Origin of the sequence: Mesorhizobium sp. M0676 (genome assembly GCF_040320535.1) — a bacterium.
GTDB lineage: Bacteria > Pseudomonadota > Alphaproteobacteria > Rhizobiales > Rhizobiaceae > Mesorhizobium.
This window is the reverse complement of the sequence record NZ_JAMYPU010000002.1, coordinates 86965-108898: the sequence shown is the minus strand read 5'-3', so window position 1 is coordinate 108898 and position 21934 is coordinate 86965. Positions and strand designations below refer to the sequence as shown.

20 protein-coding genes, 1 tRNA gene and 1 pseudogene are annotated in these 21934 nt (G+C 62.8%); 14 read left to right on the top strand and 8 right to left on the bottom strand.

The window, feature by feature from the left end:
- Positions 1-5: 5 nt before the first annotated feature.
- Together NKI35_RS02535 and thrC are read right to left on the bottom strand one after the other, a co-directional pair.
- Positions 6-1298 (bottom strand): M16 family metallopeptidase, encoded by a 1293-nt coding sequence (locus tag NKI35_RS02535; protein ID WP_023668402.1) that lies wholly within the window; start codon positions 1296-1298, stop codon positions 6-8.
- 14 nt (positions 1299-1312) lie between these two features.
- Positions 1313-2710 (bottom strand): threonine synthase, encoded by a 1398-nt coding sequence (thrC, locus tag NKI35_RS02530; protein ID WP_031203550.1) that lies wholly within the window; start codon positions 2708-2710, stop codon positions 1313-1315.
- Between the two features lie 126 nt (positions 2711-2836).
- On the opposite strand from thrC, the gene NKI35_RS02525 reads away from it, so the two are divergent.
- The 7 genes from NKI35_RS02525 (at position 2837) to NKI35_RS02495 (ending at position 6118) form a co-directional block, all read left to right on the top strand.
- Entirely contained in the window at positions 2837-3568 is a 732-nt protein-coding gene (locus NKI35_RS02525) for a hypothetical protein (RefSeq protein WP_352738390.1), read from the top strand.
- A 199-nt stretch (positions 3569-3767) separates the two neighbouring features.
- On the top strand, positions 3768-4091 hold the full coding sequence (locus NKI35_RS02520; protein ID WP_023698528.1) for an ArsR/SmtB family transcription factor: 324 nt from the start codon (positions 3768-3770) through the stop codon (positions 4089-4091).
- The gene (locus tag NKI35_RS02515) at positions 4088-4513 is read left to right on the top strand and encodes an SRPBCC family protein (protein WP_352738386.1); all 426 of its coding nucleotides are present in this window, start codon (positions 4088-4090) and stop codon (positions 4511-4513) included. The genes NKI35_RS02520 and NKI35_RS02515 overlap by 4 nt, the downstream gene beginning before the upstream one ends.
- Before the next feature lie 57 nt (positions 4514-4570).
- Positions 4571-4963 (top strand): VOC family protein, encoded by a 393-nt coding sequence (locus NKI35_RS02510; RefSeq protein ID WP_352738384.1) that lies wholly within the window; start codon positions 4571-4573, stop codon positions 4961-4963.
- 26 nt (positions 4964-4989) lie between these two features.
- The gene (locus tag NKI35_RS02505) at positions 4990-5211 is read left to right on the top strand and encodes a hypothetical protein (protein ID WP_023668396.1); all 222 of its coding nucleotides are present in this window, start codon (positions 4990-4992) and stop codon (positions 5209-5211) included.
- Between the two features lie 3 nt (positions 5212-5214).
- Positions 5215-5673 carry a DUF1801 domain-containing protein gene (locus NKI35_RS02500; protein WP_352738382.1) on the top strand — a complete coding sequence of 153 codons (459 nt, stop codon included), beginning with the start codon at positions 5215-5217 and terminating at the stop codon, positions 5671-5673.
- Between the two features lie 13 nt (positions 5674-5686).
- Positions 5687-6118: a DUF1801 domain-containing protein gene (locus NKI35_RS02495; RefSeq protein WP_023731299.1), complete on the top strand. Its 432-nt coding sequence runs from the start codon at positions 5687-5689 to the stop codon at positions 6116-6118.
- 5 nt (positions 6119-6123) lie between these two features.
- Here the strand turns inward: NKI35_RS02495 and NKI35_RS02490 are convergent.
- Positions 6124-6809: pseudogene (locus NKI35_RS02490) on the bottom strand (HAD family hydrolase).
- A gap of 188 nt (positions 6810-6997) precedes the next feature.
- Between NKI35_RS02490 and NKI35_RS02485 the strand changes: the two are divergent.
- Positions 6998-8131, top strand: a complete 1134-nt coding sequence (locus NKI35_RS02485; protein WP_023668392.1) for a site-specific DNA-methyltransferase — start codon at positions 6998-7000, stop codon at positions 8129-8131.
- Between the two features lie 48 nt (positions 8132-8179).
- On the opposite strand, the gene NKI35_RS02480 is transcribed toward NKI35_RS02485, so the two are convergent.
- The gene (locus tag NKI35_RS02480; protein WP_352738380.1) at positions 8180-8791 is read right to left on the bottom strand and encodes an HAD family hydrolase; all 612 of its coding nucleotides are present in this window, start codon (positions 8789-8791) and stop codon (positions 8180-8182) included.
- Between the two features lie 22 nt (positions 8792-8813).
- Positions 8814-9935, bottom strand: a complete 1122-nt coding sequence (gene mutY, locus NKI35_RS02475) for an A/G-specific adenine glycosylase (RefSeq protein WP_023740720.1) — start codon at positions 9933-9935, stop codon at positions 8814-8816.
- A 50-nt stretch (positions 9936-9985) separates the two neighbouring features.
- Here mutY and NKI35_RS02470 point away from each other — a divergent pair, with 50 nt between their 5' ends.
- From NKI35_RS02470 to NKI35_RS02455, 4 genes are all read left to right on the top strand, one after another.
- Positions 9986-10492, top strand: a complete 507-nt coding sequence (locus tag NKI35_RS02470; RefSeq protein WP_023687168.1) for a DUF721 domain-containing protein — start codon at positions 9986-9988, stop codon at positions 10490-10492.
- Between the two features lie 167 nt (positions 10493-10659).
- On the top strand, positions 10660-11391 hold the full coding sequence (locus NKI35_RS02465) for a DsbA family protein (protein WP_023687169.1): 732 nt from the start codon (positions 10660-10662) through the stop codon (positions 11389-11391).
- A 69-nt stretch (positions 11392-11460) separates the two neighbouring features.
- On the top strand, positions 11461-14919 hold the full coding sequence (gene smc, locus NKI35_RS02460) for a chromosome segregation protein SMC (protein WP_352738376.1): 3459 nt from the start codon (positions 11461-11463) through the stop codon (positions 14917-14919).
- 1220 nt (positions 14920-16139) lie between these two features.
- On the top strand, positions 16140-16448 hold the full coding sequence (locus NKI35_RS02455) for a hypothetical protein (protein WP_023670691.1): 309 nt from the start codon (positions 16140-16142) through the stop codon (positions 16446-16448).
- 185 nt (positions 16449-16633) lie between these two features.
- On the opposite strand, the gene NKI35_RS02450 is transcribed toward NKI35_RS02455, so the two are convergent.
- The 3 genes from NKI35_RS02450 to NKI35_RS02440 form a co-directional block, all read right to left on the bottom strand.
- Entirely contained in the window at positions 16634-17089 is a 456-nt protein-coding gene (locus NKI35_RS02450) for a hypothetical protein (RefSeq protein ID WP_352738374.1), read from the bottom strand.
- A gap of 71 nt (positions 17090-17160) precedes the next feature.
- Positions 17161-17235 (bottom strand) — tRNA-Gln (locus NKI35_RS02445).
- A 110-nt stretch (positions 17236-17345) separates the two neighbouring features.
- Complete coding sequence (locus tag NKI35_RS02440; protein ID WP_023687172.1) at positions 17346-17690, bottom strand: VOC family protein; 345 nt, start codon at positions 17688-17690, stop codon at positions 17346-17348.
- Positions 17691-17905: 215 nt separating this feature from the next.
- On the opposite strand from NKI35_RS02440, the gene ppdK reads away from it, so the two are divergent.
- Entirely contained in the window at positions 17906-20611 is a 2706-nt protein-coding gene (gene ppdK / locus NKI35_RS02435) for a pyruvate, phosphate dikinase (RefSeq protein ID WP_352738372.1), read from the top strand.
- A gap of 174 nt (positions 20612-20785) precedes the next feature.
- On the top strand, positions 20786-21886 hold the full coding sequence (locus NKI35_RS02430) for a glycosyltransferase family 9 protein (RefSeq protein WP_352738370.1): 1101 nt from the start codon (positions 20786-20788) through the stop codon (positions 21884-21886).
- The last annotated feature ends 48 nt before the right edge of the window (positions 21887-21934 follow it).

The window sequence follows — 21934 nt, the reverse complement described above, 5'->3', positions numbered from 1 at the left end:
AAGGCTTAGACGGCGAGCTTGCGGGCCGTGGTGTGCGTGCCCGCAAGCGAATCGAGAATCGCCTCATAGGGCGCGAGCGTACCCACCGGTCCAACCGCGGTCAGCGTCGGCTTGGTCGAAAACAGCCGGGACGAAAGGTCGGTCAGCCGCTCGACGGTCAGCGCCGACAGCCGTTCCATCAATTCCTCCTTGGCGATCGGCCGACCGAACAGAAGCAGCTGCCTGGCGATCTGCGAGGCGCGGCTGGCCGGGCTTTCAGCCGACATGATCAGGCCGGCGCGATATTGCGCGCGGGCGCGGTCGAGCTCTTCCTGAAGGATATTCTCGCCGGCCTTCTGCAGCTCGTCGATAATGACCGGCACCAGTTCGGCAATGTCGCTCTGCCCGGTCGCGGCATGAACGCCGAAGATGCCGGTATCGGAAAAACCCCAGTGGAAGGCATAGACCGAATAGCACAGGCCACGCTTTTCGCGGACCTCCTGGAACAGCCGGGACGACATGCCGCCGCCGAGGATCATCGACAGCACCTGCGAAGCGTAGAAATCGCGCACATGATAGGCTCGGCCTTCGAAGCCGAGCACGATCTGCGCGTCCATCAGGTCGCGATCCTCGCGGAAATCGCCGCCGACATACTGCGCATATTGCGGCATCGTGCTGTCGGACTTGCTGCGGAAACCGCCGAGCTGCTTTTCGACCTCGCGCACGAAATTGTCGTGCTTAATGTCGCCTGCCGCCACGATCACCATCTTCTCGGCGCCATACTGGCGCTCTATGAAATCATGCAGCTGTTTGGAGGTGAAGGATTTGACGGTTTCCGGCGTGCCGAGGATCGAGCGGCCGATCGTCTGGTGGCGGAAGGCGGTCTCGGTGAAACGGTCGAAGACGATGTCGTCGGGCGTGTCGTGCGCGGCGCCGATCTCCTGCAGGATCACATGCTGCTCGCGCTCCAGTTCCTCTGGGTCGAATTCGGACTCCTGCAGGATATCGGCAAGGATATCCACCGCCAGCGGCACATCGTCGGACAGCACCCTGGCGTAATAGGACGTCGTCTCGACTGATGTGGCGGCATTGATCTCGCCGCCGACATCCTCGATTTCCGAGGCGATCTCGAAGGCCGTCCGCCTTTTCGTACCCTTGAAGGCCATATGCTCGAGCAGATGGGCCATTCCGTGCTCGTCGTCACGCTCATTGCGGGCGCCGGACTTGACCCAGGCGCCAAGGGCAACGGATTCGAGGCTTGGAAGGGTTTCGGTGGCGACTGTCAGGCCGTTCGACAGACGGCTTACCTCAACACCCATATGGCAAGTACTCCCTAACGCGCTGCCCTTGAGTGGCGGCTCACGTAATCTTCCACCATTTTCAGGTCGGATGGAAGTACCGTGTACTTTTCGTCGGCTGACATCAAGGACCCCAGCCATGCGGGCAGGGCCGGCGACACGCCGCAGGCGGCTTCGACCGCGGCCGGGAACTTGGCCGGGTGCGCCGTGCCCAGCACCACCATCGGCACTGCACCGTCAGCCTTGCCGGCGGCGACATGCACGGCCGCGGCCGTGTGCGGATCGAGCAGATAATTGCTGGATTCGAGCGTTGAACGGATGGTGGCGGCAACCTCGTCCATATCAGCGCGTCCGGCGTCGAATTCGGACCGCATCCGGTCGATTTCTGCGGTTTCGATGGTGAAGGCGCCGGATTGCTTGAGGCCGGCCATGTAACGCCGCACCGTCTCTGCGTTACGGTCGCAGGCCTCGAACAGCAGTCGCTCGAAGTTCGACGATACCTGGATGTCCATCGATGGCGACGTCGTCGCAAACACACCCTTGGTGCGGTATTCACCGGTCGCGAAAGTGCGCGCCAATATGTCGTTGTCGTTGGTGGCGACGATCAGCCGCTCGATCGGCAGGCCCATCTTCTTGGCGGCGTAACCGGCGAAAATATCGCCGAAATTGCCGGTCGGCACGGTAAAGGAGGCCGGCCTGTCCGGCGCGCCGAGCGAAAGCGCCGAGGAAAAATAATAGACGATCTGGGCCATGATGCGGGCCCAGTTGATCGAATTGACGCCCGACAGCGACACGCGATCACGAAAACCATGATCGTTGAACATATCCTTCAGCAGGCCCTGGCAATCGTCGAAATTGCCTTCGATGGCCAGCGCCTGGACGTTGGTGGCCGTCGATGTCGTCATCTGCCGCTGCTGCACCGGCGAGACGCGGCCATGCGGAAACATCACGAAAATGTCAGTTCGGTCGCGGCCGGCGAAGGCATCGATGGCGGCGCCGCCGGTGTCACCCGAGGTCGCGCCGACGATGGTTGCGCGCTGGCCGCGCTCAGTCAGTACATGGTCCATCAGCCGGGCAAGCAGCTGCATGGCAACGTCCTTGAAGGCCAGCGTCGGACCGTGGAAGAGTTCAAGGATGAACGTGTTGGCGCCGGTCTGCACCAGCGGGCAGACGGCCTGGTGGCGGAAGGTGGCATAGGCTTCTCGCACCAGGCGCTCGAAGACGGGTGCGGCGATCTCGCCGCCGAGGAACGGCGTCAGCACGCGGATGGCGAGGTCCGCATAGGGCAGGCCGCGCATGGCGCGGATCTCGGCTGCCGAAAACTGCGGCCATGTCTGCGGCACATAAAGCCCGCCGTCGCGGGCCAGCCCCGCCAGCACCGCGTCGGCAAATCCAAGCACGGGTGCATCCCCGCGGGTACTCACATAGCGCATCGTCAAGGTCCATTGCTGCCGCCGGTTCATCCACGGCAATTGGTTAATTTTCCGAGCCGGCTCAGTCGCATTTTTGCCGTGGCGTTGCTATACGTCACCAACTTTGCGAGAGGGAAGTGCAGTTTCATGGCGTTTCACAAGTTCAACCGTCGCTTTGTCGCGGGTCTGGCGCTCACCGGCTTTATGCTTGCCGCCGCCGGTTGCCAATCGAGCGACAATGGCATCCTCAATCTCGGTTTCGGCAAGAAGACCGACCCGAATGCGCCAATACCGCCGCAGGATCCCAAGGTTCTCGCCAGCCAGTTGCAGGCCTACTGCCCGAAAGTGACGGTGCGCGATGGCACCGCCTACTTCAATACCTACGCCAAGGGCGCGCCGCAGCCGAGAAAGAAAAAGGCTGATGCGGCACAGGATGCCGAGGCCGCTGCCGCCGCGCAGACGGCGCCTGACGGCTCCATCGTCGATCCGAACAAGGATCCGGCCAAGATCATCTACCAGGCCTCGATCAGCGATGTGAGCCGCGATTGCAGCCGTACCAACGGCCAGTTGACGATGAAGGTTGGCGTTGCCGGCAAGATCGTGCCGGGACCGCTGTTCGCCCCCGGCACCATCACCATGCCGATCCGCATTGCCGTCATGCACGGCCCCGACGTGCTTTATTCGCAAATTCACCCCTATCAGATCCAGGTCAGCGATCCCTCGACCGCCACCCAGTTCGTGTTCACCGATCCCAGCGTCGTCGTGCCCGAACCCTCCGCCCGGGATTACACTGTCTATGCCGGCTATGACGACACCGCGCCGGCGGCGGTGGACAAGAAGTCCGGCAAGAAAAAGAAGCGCGCTCCGGCGACGAACTAAGCGCCTGGGCGCCGTCGCTGCTGCGACGGTGCCGGTCAACTCTTTGAAAGATCCAAACGATCCGATCGTAATCCTGCAGGCGTGCGCCTGCGGCAGGTCGCGTCTGCGCTTTAATCTCGATCCATTCCGCCAGCGCACTTGACTCATCCATATCCCGGCGGTTATACGTCAATCAATAGCTCGCAGGTTATTGATCCCGATGCCGGACGCCCACGATACTTTGTTCAGAACGCTTGCCGACCCGACCCGGCGGGCCATCTTCGAGCGCTTGTGCCGCCAAGGTGAGCAGACCGTGGGGGCGCTGACGGCGCAGTCCGGGGTCTCGCAACCGGCGGTGTCGAAGCATCTCGGCGTCCTGAAGCTGGCCGGCCTGGTGCGTGACCGCCACGCCGGACGCCAGACCCACTACAGCGCGCAGCCCGAGGCACTTGGTCCGCTGACCAACTGGACAGTTCAAATGACAGGATTCTGGGAGAGCCGCTTCGATGATCTCGAGAACCTGCTGAAAAGGATGGACCAGTGAGCAATCCCGAGCTGCGCACCGTCGTCGTCGAACGTGAAATATCCTGGCCGGCGGAGAAGATCTGGCGCGCGTTGACGCAGCCGCATCTGATGGAGGAATGGCTCATGAAGAACGATTTCAAGCCTGTCGTCGGCCACAGCTTCAATCTTCGCGGCGACTGGGGCGGCGTGCTCGACTGCGAGGTGCTGGCCATCGAGCAAAACAGGACGCTGTCCTACAGCTGGGATTTTGCGCATGAGGATGCCGGCTACAATCTGAAGAGCGTGGTGACGTTCACGCTCACACCCACGAGCTCGGGAACCCATCTGCGCGTCGAGCAGTCGGGCTTCCATCCGAGCCAGAAGCAGGCCTATGGCGGCGCCAGGGCCGGGTGGCAGCAATTCCTCACCAAGCTGGAGCAGGTCCTGGCGAAGCCGGATTGAAGCCTGCCGGTACCATGCCCTGATCGCGGGGCACCGAATGCAAAAAGGAGGAAATCGATGAAGATCAAGCTGACCAGCGTCTATGTGGACAACCAGGACAACGCACTGCGCTTCTACACCGACGTGCTGGGCTTTGCTGTGAAGGCCGACTTCAGCAATGGGCCTTTTCGTTGGCTGACCGTCATCTCACCCGATGAGCCCGAGGGAACCGAACTGCAACTCGCGCTCAACGACAATCCGGCCGCCAAGGCTTACCAGCAGGCCATCTTCAAGCAGGGGCAGCCCGCGCTCATGCTGTTCACCGACGACGTCAAGGGTGATTACGAGCGCATCAAGGGACGCGGCGGTGCGTTCGCCACGGCGCCGACAGAAGTGACCGGCTCGACCATCGCCCAGCTCAACGACAGCTGCGGCAATCTCATCCAGATCACCCAACTGGCGCGTTGGTAGGCGCTGGTTTCAAGAGGAGGGTTGCAATGAACTTGAGCAAATGGATACGTCAAACCCATCGTTGGCTGTCGATCATCTTCACGCTGACCGTGGCAGCCAATTTCATCACCATGGCATTCGGGCAACCTCCGGCCTGGGTGGTCTATTCGCCGCTGCTGCCGCTCTTCCTGCTGCTGTTCAGTGGCCTCTACATGTTCGTGCTGCCTTACGTCGCGAGATCGCGTGGCGAGCAGGGCGCGCAAGGGTAGGACATGGCCAAGGCGCCGGGAAAATCGAAGGTCGCAAAACCGGCCCCAGACAAGCCGGAAAAGCCGGTCCTGCTTTCGGGCGGCAACCCGCAGATCCCGAAGGCCTATGGGGACGCTCCGGTGCAGGCATATATTGCTGCCATGCCGGGCTGGAAAAGCGATGTCGGGCGCCGGATCGACGCACTTATCGTCAGCGCCGTCCCCGGCGTCTACAAGGCGGTGAAGTGGAACTCACCGTTCTATGGCATCGAGGGCGAGGGTTGGTTCCTCAGCCTGCATTGCTTCACCAGATACGTCAAAGTCGCCTTCTTTCGCGGCACGTCGCTCGATCCTGTGCCTCCCGGCGGTTCCAGGCAAAAGGAAGTGCGCTATCTCGACATCCATGAAGGCGAAGAGATCGACGAAGCCCGCTTCGCCTCCTGGGTGAAGCAGGCCAGCCGATTGCCCGGCGAGAAGATGTGAACGGAGGCAGACCATGAAGATCAGCATGTCGAGCAAGGACGAGGGAGGCGCCTCTGCCTCCGAGCGGATAGATGCCCGAATCCGGGAGCTGGACGATTGGCGGGGCAAGACGTTGGCCAGCCTGCGCAAGACCATCCTCGACGCCGACCCGGAAATCATCGAGGAGTGGAAGTGGATGGGCAGCCCGGTATGGTCACGCGACGGCATGATCGCCGTCGGCAACGCTCACAAGGACAAGGTGAAGCTGACCTTTTCTCACGGTGCCAGCCTGCCGGATCCCTACAGGCTGTTCAACAACGGGCTCAACGGCAAGGTGTGGCGCGCCATCGATGTGTCGGAGGGCGACGAGATCGATGCGGATGCGCTGAAAGCGCTCGTCCGCGCCGCGATTGCCTACAACAGGGCTAAGAAGAAACCAGCTAAGTCGGCCAAAGCCAAGGACTGATCGGTTCAGGCGTCCGACCACTCCGACAGAGCGGCAATCACACTTTTCAGTTCGGCCCATCGGCGGATGACGGTTTCGGCGCCGGCTTCGGTCAGCACATCGGCATGGCCGGGAAGCTGTGCGCGGCGCCGGTGAAGCCGATCACGCGCATGCCAGCGGCCCTGGCGCCGGTGACGCCGTGCACCGAATCCTCGATGACGAAGGTGTTTGCCGGATTGGCGTTGAGTTGCTGCGCCGCGATCAGGAACACATCCGGCGCGGGCTTGGTTTTCTTGCTTGGTATTTCCAGCGCTGAAAAAATCCGGCCGGCGAAGAACGGCAGCAGGCCCACTTTCTCGAGCATGAACTCGATCCGCTCCAAGCGTGAGTTCGAGCAGACGCAGCGCGGCGCGGTGACCGCGGCGACCGCCTCGCGCACGCCGTCGATGGCGCGCACGTCGCTGCGCAGTTTGCGGTCGACCAGCTCTTCGGCCCGGTCGATCATCGAGGCCTGGAACGGGATGGCGGATTTTTGCTCGACCCGCATCATGATGTCCTTGAAGGTCAGTCCGGCATAGGTTTCGGCGTATTCCTCAGCCGAGATTTCATATCCGGCCAAGGTCAGCAATTCGGCCTCGACGCGGGCTGCGATGATTTCGGAATCGACGAGCACGCCGTCGCAATCGAAGATGACAAGATCTGGCTGGGGCATGGCAATCCGAACGTGGGAGGGTGATGGAGGCCCGGCAAGGCTCAAGCGGCGCGACATACACCAACGGGCCGGGCTGCGCAAATTGACGACGTCAGGGCTGCCTGGACCGTTGCGTCCTTCACCGAATGTTTACGCTGATCGGTAACCATAACGGGGAGTAAACAGTAACGCGTGCCTTGGGTGTAAAAATGTCTGCCGTGCGTCTTCTCGCCGACCTCTCCCACGCCCCCCAGCAATCCGAGTGGCTGGACACGATCCTCAAGGGCGATTGTGTCGCCGCGCTCGACCGGCTGCCGGAAAAATCCATCGACGTCATCTTCGCCGATCCGCCTTACAATCTGCAACTCGACGGCGATTTGCACCGGCCCGACCAGTCCAAGGTCGACGCCGTCGACGATGATTGGGACCAGTTCGAGAGTTTCGAGGCCTATGACGCCTTCACCCGCGCCTGGCTCCTGGCGGCACGCCGCGTGCTGAAGCCGAATGGCACCATCTGGGTCATCGGCTCCTACCACAACATCTTCCGCGTCGGCGCCAAGATGCAGGATCTCGGCTTCTGGATCCTCAACGATGTCGTCTGGCGCAAGACCAACCCAATGCCGAATTTCCGCGGTCGCCGCTTCCAGAACGCGCATGAGACCATGATCTGGGCCTCGCGCGACCAGAAGGGCAAGGGCTATACCTTCAATTACGAAGCCATGAAGGCATCGAACGACGACATCCAGATGCGCTCCGACTGGCTGTTCCCGATCTGCACTGGCGGCGAGCGGCTGAAGAACGACAATGGCGACAAGCTGCATCCGACGCAGAAGCCGGAAGCGCTGCTCGCCCGCATCATGATGGCCTCGACCAAGCCGGGCGACATCGTGCTCGACCCGTTCTTCGGATCCGGCACAACCGGCGCCGTGGCCAAGCGGCTTGGCCGCCATTTCGTCGGCATCGAGCGCGAGCAGGCCTATATCGACGCCGCCAATGAGCGCATCGATGCCGTGCGGCCGCTGGAAACCGCCGATCTCACCGTGCTCACCGGCAAGCGCGCCGAGCCGCGCGTCGCCTTTGTCAGCCTCATCGATACCGGGCTTATGCAGCCCGGCGCCACGCTTTACGATGCCAAGAAGCGCTGGTCGGCCAAGGTACGCGCCGACGGCACGGTTGCCATCGGTGACAGCGCCGGCTCGATCCACAAGATCGGCGCCGAAGTGCAGGGCCTGGACGCCTGCAATGGCTGGACCTTCTGGCACTATGAGCGCTCGGGCGGCCTGACCCCGATCGACGAACTGCGCCGCATCGCCAGGCTCGGCATGGAACGGGCAGGGGCTTGATCTCAGGGTGTAAAGTCGTAGAGCGCTACCTTCCGGCCTCTGCGCGGCTCACACCGCGATGCCATACCGCTCTAGGTCCGCCTTGAGCGTTTTTGCATCTGTGAACAGCACAGCATTCCAGCCAGCCGCCCTGGCTCCGTCGACATTCCTGGGGCTGTCGTCGATGAACAGCGTGGCGGAGGGCTCCAGGCCGAACGCGGCGACGTGATGGTCGTAGATGGCGCGGTCGGGCTTGATCTCACGGATATCGGCCGACACGGTCACGCCGCGCGGGCGGCTAAGGAAATCGAAGCGCAGTCTTGCCTCGGCAAGCGTGTCGGCGGCGAAGTTCGTCAGCATGGTCACGTCGCGGCCGCTCTCGATCAGGCCGAGCATGATGGCGACGCTGTCCTCATAGGCATGCGGCACCATGTCGTTCCAATAGCGCCGGAAATTGCGAATGTTTTCAGCATGATCCGGGTAATCCGCGATCAGCAGCGCTTCCGCCTCTTCCCACGTCCGGCCACGATCCTGCTCGATGTTCCAGTCATGCGTGCAGACATTGTCGAAGAACCACTTGCGCTCTTCGGCATCGGGAATGAGGCGGCTGAACGGAATGTTCGGATCGTAGTGGAGCAAGACGCGGCCGATGTCGAACACGATATGGCGGATTTCAGTCATTTCTGGCCTTTCAAAGCGAATGCTAGTCAATCGGGCGGTGTTTTTTGGTTGCGCCCGGTATCGCTGCTTCGATGACCTTTTTCATGACGGTCGGCAGCGCTTCTCCGGAAATGTCATGGGCCAGCGACCAGAAATGCCCTTCCGGCGCATCACTTTTCACTTGAGCGTGAAAAACTTCGAGCTCGAGCGCGAAATGGGTGAAGACATGCGCGATCTCTCCAGCGCGCCGCCAGTCCGCAGGGAAGGGCGCTGCCTCCGAAGTGGTTGCACCGTCGATCCGCGCTGTCCAATCTGTGGTCGGCACCTCGGTCATGCCGCCGAGCAGGCCCTTGTCAGGCCGCTTGCGCAACAGGATGGCGCCGTCGCCGCGCTCGGCGACGAAGGCGGCACCCCGCCTGAGTGGTTTGTCGACCTTGGGCAGGCGGACCGGAAAGCGCTCGGGGTCGCCGGACAGGATGGCGCTGCAATCCTCGCGCACCGGGCACAGCATGCAGCGCGGCCGTCTTGGCGTGCAGATCGTGGCGCCAAGGTCCATCATTGCCTGGGCGAAGTCGCCCGGCCTTGTCTGCGGAACCAGTCTTGCGACGAGCGCGCGGATTTCAGGCTTTGCCTCGCTGAGCCGCGTTGCGATCGAATAGAGCCGCGAGATGACACGTTCGACATTGCCGTCGACGACCGCCGCCGGACGGTCGAAGGCGATCGCCGCGATCGCCGCCGCCGTATAGGCGCCGATCCCCGGCAATTCCCTCAATCCCGTTTCGTTGTCGGGAAAACGGCCGCCCTGGCTCGCAACCAGATCGGCGCAGGCCTTGAGGTTGCGCGCCCGTGAATAATAGCCGAGCCCGGCCCAGGCCTTCATCACATCCTCGGCCGGCGCAGCCGCCAGCGCCTTCACATCAGGCCATTTCTCGACAAAGGCGCGAAAATAGGATTTTACCGCTTCGACCGTGGTCTGCTGCAGCATCACTTCCGAAAGCCAGATGCGATAGGGGTCCGGCCGTGCACCGCCGGCCGCGGCGTGCGGCGTGATCCGCCACGGCAGTTCGCGATGGTGCGCGTCGTACCAGGCAAGCAGACGCGCGGCGATCTCTCCCGATAGAGTTGGTCCGGATGCGGCCTTGCGGGTCTGTTCGTGCAGTGCCATTGATCGCGGGCTGGCTCTAGGCTGGTGAGGAGCGTGGCTGGAGAACGTACATGGCAGGGAGAACGCCTTACGGCAATCCCGTTCCGGTGAGCGATCTCGCGACCGCGATCCTCGACCCCGTGCTGCGCAAGCGGGCCGGCATTTCGATCGGGCTGGTGCAGTCATGGGAAGAGATCGCCGGCCCCAGGCTCGCCGGCCATTCGCGCCCCGAAAAAATCCAGTGGCCGCGCCGCATGCATGAGGACGATCCGTTCGAGCCGGCGGTGCTGGTCATCGCCTGCGAGGGCATGGCCGCGCTGCACCTACAGCACGAGACCGGCGAGATCATCAACCGCGTCAATGCCTTTCTCGGCTTCAACGCGATCGGCAGGATCCGGATCGTGCAAAAGCCGGTGCTGAGGGACAAAGCCCGGCCGAAACCGACGCCGAGAGCACTGACTTCTGTCGAAAAGGCCAAATTGTCCGATACCGTCGGCAAGATCGAGGATGAAGGCTTGCGCGCCTCGCTGGAGCGTCTTGGCGCCACAATTCTTGGCCAAAGGAAGCGGCCAAGGTAATCAACCGGTAATCAGTCGGTCATGAACGCGTCATCTATCTCGCGCATTCGTGATCCTGCATGTAGAGTTTGGCGATTGGAATGGGGACGGCGATGCCTTAATTCCCGCCAACTCTCGCCTTTTCTAGCCTTTGCGTTGCAAAATCAAACCACAGTCAGGTGATTCGCATGAACCGTAGCTTGTCCCGCAGAAACCTCCTGTCTTCGCTGGCCGTCATTCCGGCAGTGGCTATGCTCGCCGCATGCAGCGATTCAGGCGAGGATGCCAAAGCAGCGGATGTGAAGCCTGCGGCTCCCGCGGTGCCTGCTTCGACGCCTGCCACTCCGGCCGCCGTCAAGGTCCCGGAGTCTTCCGGCAATGTCGACATGGCCGAACTGCTGAAGCCCGGCGCTTTGCCCGACAAGCAGCTCGGCAAGGATGACGCCAAGGTCACCATCGTCGAATATGCTTCGATGACCTGCCCGCATTGTGCGCATTTCGCGGCGACCACCTTCCCTGAGTTGAAGACCAAATACATCGACACCGGCAAGGCGCGTTACATCCTGCGCGAATTCCCGTTCGATCCGAGCGCCGAGGCCGGTTTCATGCTGGCGCGCTGTTCGAAGGACAATTATTTCCCGATGGTCGACGTGCTGTTCAAGCAGCAGGCCAACTGGGTCGGCGTCAACAATACCAAGGATGCGCTGCTGCAGATCTCCAAGCTCGCCGGTTTTACACAGGAGTCCTTCGAGGCCTGCTTGACGGACCAGAAACTTCTGGACGATGTGAGATCGGTCCAGAAGCGCGGCGCCGATGAATTCAAGGTCGACTCGACACCGACCTTCTTCATCAACGGGAAAACCTACAAAGGTGCGATGTCGATTGAGGAAATATCGGCCATCATCGACCCTCTGCTCTGACGTCCAGGCGGCGCCGGAGCGACTGCGCTTCGGCGTCAGCGCACCTTTGTGCCTTCCAGGCAGGCGCGAATGAAGTTTTCGCGCCTTCGCCTCCTCGGCTTCAAGTCCTTCGTCGAACCCGGCGAGTTCGTCATCGAACGCGGCCTGACCGGCATTGTCGGGCCGAATGGCTGCGGCAAGTCGAACCTTGTCGAGGCGATGCGCTGGGTGATGGGCGAAAGCTCATACAAGAACATGCGCGCGTCCGGCATGGACGACGTGATCTTTTCCGGCTCGGGAACGCGCCCGGCCCGCAACACCGCCGAAGTCACGCTGTTCCTCGACAATAGCGACCGGACCGCGCCCGCCGCCTTCAACGACGCCGATGAATTGCAAGTGTCGCGCCGCATCGAGCGCGAAGCCGGCTCGCTCTACCGGATCAACGGCAAGGAAGCCCGCGCCAAGGACGTGCAGCTTCTGTTCGCCGACCAGTCGACCGGCGCGCGCTCGCCATCCATGGTCGGACAGGGCCGCATCGGCGAACTGATCCAGGCCAAGCCGCAGGCGCGCCGCGCGCTGCTCGAAGAAGCCGCCGGCATTTCCGGCCTGCACACGCGCCGTCACGAGGCCGAGCTTCGGCTTAAGGCGGCCGAACAAAATCTGGAACGGCTGGACGATGTCGTCGGCGAACTGGAGAGCCAGATCGAAAGCCTTAAGCGCCAGGCGCGCCAGGCATCGCGCTTCAAGAACCTGTCGGCCGATATCCGCAAGGCGGAAGCCACGCTCTTGCATCTGCGCTGGACGCTGGCCAAGATCCAGGAGGGCGATGCGCGGTCGGCGCTGGCGGTTGCCACAGCTCTGGTCGGCGACCGCGCCGCCGCCCAGATGGCTGCCGCCCGGGAGCAAGGCATCGGCGCCCACCGGCTGCCGGACCTGCGTGACGCCGAGGCCGCGGCTGCCGCCGCCTTCCAGCGCCTGTCGATCGCCAAGGCGCAGATCGAGGAGGAGGCAGGCCGTATCCGCGCCCGCCAGGCCGAACTCGAGCGCCGGCTGCAGCAGCTCGACGGCGACATCGCGCGCGAAGAGCGCATGGTGCGCGACAATGCGGATATTCTTGAGCGCCTGCGCGAGGAAGAAGCCACGCTCAACTCAGACAATGCCGGCGCCGCCGAGCGCGAAGCCACGACGCGGGCCGCTTTCGAGCAGGCCGGGGCAACGCTTATAACAAGCGAAGCAAAGCTCGCTGCGCTGACCGCCGAACGAGCAGAGGCCGCCGCCTCGCGCAACCAGATCGAGCGCACGCTGCGCGACACCGCCGAACGCCGCGATCGCTTTGCCCGCCAGCTGGCCGATGTCGACCGCGAATTGTCCGAGATTGTGTCGAAGGTTGCGGGCTTGCCCGATCCCGCCGAGAAGCGCGCTCTGGTCGAGGACGCGCTCGCCCGGTTGGAGGAGGCCGAGGCCGGCGCCATTGCTGCCGAACAGGCGGTCGCCGAGGCGCGCGCCACCGAGAGTGCCGCCCGTCCGCCGCTGCAGGATGCCAGGGCCGAACTCGCCGGCATCGAGACCGAAGCCCGCACGCTGGCCAAGATCCTCAATGCCGCCAGCGGCGATCTTTTCCCGTCGGTGCTGGAGCAACTCAGCGTCGAACGCGGCTATGAGACGGCCCTTGGTGCTGCGCTTGGCGAGGATCTCGACGTGCCGCTCGACCGCAGCGCGCCGGTGCACTGGGGCGAAAGCCAGGTTCAATCAGGCGATGCGGCCTTGCCGGAAGGCCTCAAGAGCCTCGCCAGCGTGGTGCGCGCGCCTTCGCAGCTTGCCCGCCGGTTGGCGCAGATCGGCATCGTCGATGCCGCCGACGGCAAACGCCTGCAGACGCTGCTTGCCCCCGGCCAGCGGCTGGTCAGCCGTGACGGCGCGCTGTGGCGCTGGGACGGGCTGACCGCCAGCGCCGATGCACCGACCGCGGCCGCGCAAAGGCTGGCGCAGAAGAACCGGCTGGCCGAGCTCGATGCCGAGGCGGTACAGGCGACGCAGATCGTGCGCGAGGCCGAAGCCGCCCTTGCCCAGGCCGAACAGGCACTCCGCCAGGCGAGTGAGGCCGAACGCAATGCCCGCCAGGCCGGGCGCGATGCCCAGCACGGCCTGGACGCCGCCCGCAGCGCACTGGCCGAGGCCGAAAAGGCCGGCGGCGAATTGGCAAGCCGCCGCGCCGCGCTCGACGAGGCGCGCGCGCGCATCGTCGACAGCCATGAAGAGACGGCCGCCGCCTTCGCCGAGGCCGAAATGCTGCTGCAGGACGCCCCCGATCTCGGCGACCTGCAACTTCAGCTCGAACAGACCGCCGCCAATGTCAGCCGCGATCGCGCAACCTTGGCCGACGCGCGCGCCGTCCATGAAGGCCTGCGCCGCGAAGCCGAGGCGCGCACGCGCCGCCTCGATGCCATCGGCGCCGAGCGCAGCAACTGGCTGCAGCGGGCCGAAAACGCCTCGACGCAGATCGCCTCGCTCGGCGAGCGCAGGGCCGAGGCCGAGGCCGAGCGCGAAACGCTGGCCGACGCCCCCGACGAGATCGACGCCAGGCGCCGCGCGCTGCTGTCGCAGCTGACCGAGGCAGAGACCTTGCGCAAGGCGGCCGCCGACCGCTTGCAGGAGGCCGAGAACAAGCAGGCCGAGCTGGACAAGGCCGCCACCGCGGCGATCCAGTCGCTGGCCGATTCCCGCGAAACCCGCGTCCGCGCCGAAGAGCGTTTGACCGCCGCCGATGAGCGCCGGCTCGAGGTCGAGGCGCGCATCCAGGAAACGCTGAACACGCCGCCGCATCTGGTCATTCGCCATACTGGCCTGGAAGCCGACAGCCCGATGCCCGAAATGGGCGACATCGAGCGCCAGCTCGACCGGCTGAAGGTTGAGCGCGAGCGGCTCGGCGCCGTCAATTTGCGCGCCGAGGAAGAGCAGAAGGAATTGTCGGACCGGCTGGAGGCCATCGTTTCCGAGCGCGAGGACATCATCGAGGCGATCCGCAAGCTCAGGCAAGCGATCCAGAGCCTGAACCGCGAAGGCCGCGAACGGCTGCTTGCCGCTTTCGAGGTGGTCAACGGCCATTTCCAGCGGCTGTTCTCGCATCTGTTCGGTGGCGGCACGGCCGAACTGCAGCTGATCGAATCCGACGACCCGCTGGAAGCCGGTCTCGAAATCCTTGCCCGTCCGCCCGGCAAGAAGCCGCAGACCATGACGCTGCTGTCCGGCGGCGAGCAGGCACTGACGGCGATGTCGCTGATCTTTGCCGTGTTCCTGACCAATCCGGCGCCGATCTGCGTGCTCGACGAAGTCGACGCGCCGCTCGACGATCACAATGTCGAACGCTTCTGCAACCTTATGGACGAAATGGCCGCGACCACCGAGACGCGCTTCGTCATCATCACCCACAACCCGATCACGATGGCGCGCATGAACCGCCTGTTCGGCGTGACCATGGCCGAGCAGGGCGTCAGCCAATTGGTCTCGGTCGATCTGCAGGCCGCCGAGGCGATGCGCGAGGCGAGCTGACGCAGCATGCTTTGTTGATTTCGTCGGCGATGGCCTCGATCCGACTGTTGCAACAGGGCCGTCGCCCCTGCGACCTGCTTGCGACGCGCATTCCGTAAGGTTCGAAGAGAAGGAATTTAAGCACCACCTGAGAGCGAACGCCAAAGCCCACAGGCCAACGCGAAAGCGATGCCTACAAGGCGCAGATGGCAATAGGCTCCGACCGCAATTCAGCTGCCACGTTTATCGGAAGCCCAGGAAGCTCAGTATCGCAATCACGATAACGACTGCTCCGATGAGCCAGATTATGTTGTTCACCGTATCTCTCCCGAACTAGTTGCTGGGAGTGAACTCGTAAGAGCCTACTAATGTTCCCGCATTTTCTGCGTCGAAACAAAATGGCGGCCATCGCTTCGTCGATTGCCAGACCAAGGTCCGAACAGGGTATGACTGAAGTCCTGACGTCGGAGCCATAGGCCTGAAGGCGGGCAACCTATGCCCTCCCGATACATTGGAACCGGGCTGCCGAGCATGAGTCCCTTCATCGGCGGTCAATCGGGTGCCCGCCATTCCTGAGAGGTTAGCGGGCACCCGATTGTCGTGACACCGCCAACGGCGTGCGTTTCAACAGCGAGGCTAACAGTGACCTTTGTCCAGAGATCTGTGCGTGACGGCGCAACCCGACCCGCAAACGACAACGACAGTCCTGCGGAAGTTTCTTCCGTTCTTGACCTCATACCATCGGCTGACGACGACAAGGTCGCTGAGCTTGTCAGGCGAACAGAGCGCCTGGCAATCGCAGTGGTTATCGGAATCGCGGTTCTGCTGATCTTGGCGCCGGTGGTTTACCTTGCACTTTCTTACGGGTTCTGAGACGGCCCGACCTATGGGATCTGAAATGGCCTGATTGGTCTCGTAAATCTCACAAATTGTGCCGACGGTCTTCCTCGCAAGACGGGTGTTTCCCGTCAAAGATCAGGAGATCGAACGCGACGACATAGAAGGGTCCTGCGCAGCGCTCCTTTGTCGAGTGGCGTAACCCTGGTGGTCGGCTTGAAAGAGCGCCTTTACCAGAAGTTGCCAACAGGAGCTGCTGTCGCAACTTCTTCTTTCGATACGCCGTGTTGCACGGGAGCAGCCGTCACTGATCGCGCCCGTGGACCGACGACGCTACTCGGAACCAAAGGGAGTGGGACGCGGTTATCCCCGCGAAGGGATAATTAGCAGGTGGAGATATTACAATGAAAACAATGATCGTGAGCGCCTTGGCGCTGTTCATTGCCATGCCGACGATAGCTCCGGCAGCCGAAGCTGACGTGGTCATCACGACCCACCATCGACATCATCACAGGAGCGTAAAGGTCATCAATGACCAGGGTCAACGCCTTCATCACCGCAGACACGGCACGGTTGCCTTCTACGACCACGGCCGCAGACATCATCGCCGGGATACGGTCATCGTGACCGGCTCGATCGAGCGCAGCCATCATCGCTATTATCGACATCATCGGCATCATCCCGTCGTCATCCAGGACGACAACGATTACTGATCCTCTCCGCACGGCCCCGGCTCTGTCAACGGAGTCGGGGTCGCGTGGGAGTCAGATAGCTCCTGACGGCAGCCATCGATAAGGTCGGTAAATTTTATTTCATGTAAATTGGCTGGGGCTCCTGGAGCTTTCGAAATTTCGTCCAGCCGAATTGCGCCCGCTCATCAAGTTGCAGGTTAAGTCTGCTAGTCTGGCGCAATCTGGCAGTTCGGGCCGACCCATTTGTTCATCGAGGTGTCGAGTTCATTTCCGATGTCGGCGGCGCTACATACCGGATAACGATCGTCACCCCGGCGGCGCATGCTAAGGGACTTGTATTGGCGCAACAGCGCATCGTGGTCGGGCGGCTGTTGGTCTTTCTGCTTCAGGGAAAGCTGCATCATGCAGTTGGCAAAGGCATCGGTGCCTTCCTGAAAACCAAACCCGGCACATTGGCGCTTGTTTTCTGACTGTTGACCGGCATTGCCCTGGTCTGTTGTGCAGCCCACCAAGGAAGTCACTACGGCCAGAAACGGCACAACCGCAACAGCGCGCATTCGTCTTTTCCTCTTAACTTTGATGCTTTTAAAGTTTCCCCAAATGTCGGCCAACCGCAACCCATACACGCGCGGGTAGAACGATTCCCACAGGCCGGATGCCATGTCGATTATCCGCTTGGGTGTAACACTTAGAATTCGAAATTTCTAAGTGCTTGAACACCGACGAACAGGGATGGCTGGGGCGCCAGGATTCGAACCTGGGAATGTCGGTACCAAAAACCGATGCCTTACCACTTGGCGACGCCCCAGCAAACGAGCTTTGCCCGCTGCGCGCGGCCTTATAGGACGAGCGGCACGAAAGCTCAATGCCGAGTTGGCCACTGTGCAAAACTGATCCACCGCTTCGCGCGGGGAAGCGCTATTCGCCCCAGACCGCCAACTCGTTGCCGGCGGGATCGGTGAAATGGAACCGCCTGCCGCCCGGGAACGAGAATATCGGCTTGACGATCGTGCCGCCGGCGCTTTCGACAACGTCGAGGGTTGCTTCCAGATCCTGCGAATAGAGCACCGGCAATGGTTTCGCCGGAGCCTCGCCTGCATCGGCCTGGAAGCCGCCATCGAGCCCTTCGCCGAAGGCTGAATAGGTCGGCCCGTAATCGGTGAACGACCACGAGAAGGCGGCGCTGTAGAAAGCCTTGACGCTGTCCAGCGTCGCGCCGGTCGCGGGCAGTTCGAGATAGTCGAGTTTTCCGTTGAGTTTCATCACGCTGCTCCCAACTTGTTCCCTGTATGTTCTATATCTTGGGCAGCGATACGGCAAGTCTTTTTGATGCGGCTTTCCTTAATCGATTGTAGTTGGCGCGCCTGGCCGGCCACGCCTTGCCTTTCGCACTGCAGCATAATAACGCTCGGGTCGGAACGCGGGGGAACCGGGTCTTGGCCCCGGTGTTCTATCTTCCGAGGACTTGGAGGGCGAGCATGACCAAATGGGTCTACACCTTCGGCGATGGCGCCGCGGAGGGACGTGCGGGCGACCGCAACCTTCTCGGCGGCAAGGGCGCCAATCTGGCCGAGATGTGCAGTCTTGGCCTGCCGGTGCCGCCGGGCTTCACCCTCACCACCGAAGTCTGCAACGCCTATTATGCCAACGGCAACAGCTATCCGGCCGCGTTGCAGGCCGATGTCGTCAAGGCGCTGGACCATATCGGGCAACTGACCGGGCGCCGTTTCGGCGATCCGTCGAAGCTGCTTCTGGTCTCGGTCCGCTCCGGGGCCAGGGCCTCGATGCCGGGCATGATGGACACCGTGCTCAATCTCGGCCTCAATGACGAGACGGTCGAGGCGCTGGCAGCCGATTCCGGCGATGCCCGCTTTGCCTATGACAGCTACCGCCGCTTCATCCAGATGTATTCCGATGTCGTCATGGGTCTCGACCACGAAGTGTTCGAGGAAATCCTCGAGGACCAGAAGGCGAGCCTCGGCCACGAGCTCGACACCGAACTGACAGCGCAGGAATGGCAGAGCGTCATTGCCCTCTACAAGGCCAAGGTCGAGGAGGAGCTCGACAGGCCGTTTCCACAGGACCCGCACGAGCAGCTGTGGGGGGCGATCGGCGCGGTGTTTTCCAGCTGGATGAACAACCGCGCCATCACCTACCGGCGCCTGCACGACATCCCGGAAAGCTGGGGCACGGCGGTCAATGTCCAGGCCATGGTGTTCGGCAATATGGGCGAGACGTCGGCCACTGGCGTCGCCTTCACCCGCAATCCCTCGACCGGCGAAAAGATGCTCTATGGCGAGTTCCTGGTGAACGCGCAGGGCGAGGATGTCGTAGCCGGCATCCGCACGCCGCAGAACATCACCGAGGCGGCGCGCATTGCCGCCGGCTCGGACAAGCCGTCGCTGCAGAAACTGATGCCGGACGCGTTTCGCTCCTTCGTCGACATCTCCGACCGCCTGGAACAGCACTACCGCGATATGCAGGACCTCGAATTCACCATCGAGCGCGGCAAATTGTGGATGCTGCAGACGCGTTCCGGCAAACGCACCGCCAAGGCGGCGCTGAAGATCGCCGTCGAGATGGCGCGCGACAAGCTGATCACGACGGAGGAGGCGGTCGCCCGCATCGATCCGGCCTCGCTCGATCAGCTGTTGCATCCGACCATCGACCCCAAGGCCGCGCGCGATGTCATCGGCGTCGGCCTGCCGGCTTCTCCGGGCGCGGCGACCGGCGAGATTGTTTTCTCCTCGGGCGATGCCGAGGATCTGAAGACGCAAGGTCGCAAGGCAATCCTGGTGCGCATCGAAACCAGCCCCGAAGACATTCATGGGATGCATGCTTCGGAAGGCATCCTGACCACGCGCGGCGGCATGACCAGCCACGCCGCCGTGGTCGCGCGCGGCATGGGCAAGCCTTGCGTTTCGGGCGCCGGCTCGCTGCGTGTCGACTACAAGGCCGGCACGCTGATGTCGATGGGCCAGACCTTCCGCAAGGGCGACATCATCACCATCGATGGCAGCAACGGCCAGGTGCTGAAGGGCGCCGTGTCGATGCTGCAGCCGGAACTGTCGGGCGATTTCGCCGCCATCATGGAATGGGCCGATGCGGTGCGCCGCATGAAGGTGCGCACCAATGCCGAGACGCCGCTCGATGCGCGCATGGCGCGCTCCTTCGGCGCCGAAGGCATCGGCCTCTGCCGCACCGAGCACATGTTCTTCGACGGCGAGCGTATCGTCGCTATGCGCGAGATGATCCTGGCCGATACCGAGAAGGACCGCCGCACCGCACTTGCCAAGCTGTTGCCGATGCAGCGCTCGGATTTCCTCGAACTGTTCGAGATTATGGCCGGCCTGCCGGTGACGATCCGGCTGCTCGATCCGCCGCTGCACGAATTCCTGCCCAAGACGGAAGCGGAGGTGGCGGAGGTCGCCGCCGCCATGAACGTCTCGCCCGACAAGCTCAGGCAGCGCACAGAAGCCCTGCACGAGTTCAACCCGATGCTCGGCCATCGCGGCTGCCGTCTCGCCGTCTCCTATCCCGAGATTGCCGAGATGCAGGCGCGTGCCATCTTCGAGGCAGCCGTCGAGGCCGGCAAGAAAGCCGGCGCGCTGGTCGTTCCCGAGATCATGGTGCCGCTGGTCGGCCTGGTGAAGGAGCTCGACTACGTCAAGGCGCGCATCGATGCGGTCGCCAAGGCTGTCATGGACGAGACCGGCGTCAAGATCGACTATCTCACCGGCACGATGATCGAGCTTCCGCGCGCGGCGATCCGCGCCCACGTCATCGCCGCTACGGCCGAGTTCTTCTCCTTCGGCACCAACGATCTCACCCAGACCACTTTCGGCATCTCGCGCGACGACGCAGCATCCTTCCTCGAGACCTATCGGCAGAAAGGTATCATCGAGCAGGACCCGTTCGTCTCGCTCGACATCGAGGGCGTCGGCGAACTGGTGCGCATGGCTGCCGAGAAGGGCAGGGCGACGCGGCCCGACATCAAGCTCGGCATATGCGGCGAACATGGCGGCGATCCGGCCTCGATCCGCTTCTGCGAAGAGGTCGGCCTCGACTATGTCTCGTGCTCTCCCTACCGCGTGCCGATCGCAAGATTGGCCGCAGCCCAAGCCGCGGTGCAGATTGCCAAAACAGCAGTGCCGCGCCCCAAAAAGAGCGCCGCGGCATCCTGATTTCGACATAGTCCTTTCGGTATCGATGAAACGGCCACCCCTGCGTGGCCGTTTGGCGCTAAGCTTACGATTTTGTAAGCAAATTCACGCTGATGTGCGCGCCCCAACACGCAATCCCGACATCGTTTCTTCCCAATTTCACGGCCCCCCAACCCGCCCGGTGCCGAGAAAAAGATGTTACAGATTTCGCCCAGACCCTTCCGCTCGATCCTGATTATCCAGACCAAGTTCATCGGCGATGTTGTTCTGTCCTCCACGCTCGCCAAGAACCTGCAGCTCGAATATCCCGGTGTCAGGATCGTCTTTCTCTGCGAGGCGCGCCTCGCCAGTTTCGTCACCGCGCACGGCATCGCCGCCGAGGTCGTCAGCTTCCGCCGCGCCGCCATGCGCGGCACCCCGCTGGAGCGTGGACGCGAGCTCTATTCGATGATCAGCCAGCTGCGCCAATTCCGTTTCGACCTGACCATCGACCTCACCGATTCAAAGACATCGCGGCTCATCGTCAGGTTCCTCAACGCCAGCACCCGCATCGGCTACAATCCTCCGGAAAGGCCGCTGCGCTGGCATGAGCGCCAGCCCGCCAATGTCTTTGCCGAGCCGTTCGGTTTTGGCGAACGTCACTATCTCTACCGCTACCTTTCGCCGCTCGAGCCGCTCGGCGTCGGTCTGCGCGTGCGGGAGCCGTCGATTCGGCCATTGCCGATGGAGACGGCGAGGGCCCAGGCATTGCTGGACAAACACCATCTGCGGCCAAATGGCTTTATCGCGGTGCATGCCGGCGCCAGTTTTCACGGCCGGCGCTGGCAGCATGAACGCTTTGCCGCCGTGATCGACACGATTTCGCGCGAAACCGGACTGGATTTCGTACTCGTCGGCGGCCCTGACGAGCGCAAGCCGGCCGAGCAGATCCTCGCCAGTGCCGCGTCGATCGTCAACCTCGTCGGCGCGCTGTCGCTGGAAACGCTGCTGGCGGTGTTGCAGCAGGCGCGGCTGTTTGTCGGCAATGAGAGCGGCCCCATGCACATGGCAGCAGCGGCCGGAACGCCGGTTGTCGGCCTGTTCGGCCTGACCAGCCCGGCCGTCTGGGGACCGGTCGGCGTGCCCAGCCTCGCCTTGCAGCCATCCATGCCGTGCAATTGCGTGGCGGGCAGCCTGTGCAATCCGCTCGATCCCAGCAAGGCCTGCTGCGTCTGGCGCCTCGAGGTCGAACCGGTCGTCGCGGCCGTGCGCGAAGTCCTGTCACGCACGCATGTGGAACTGGAACACGCCGTCTGACGGTGCGCGGCGGTCACATTGTCTGGATATCAGCTTTCTCACGGCCAC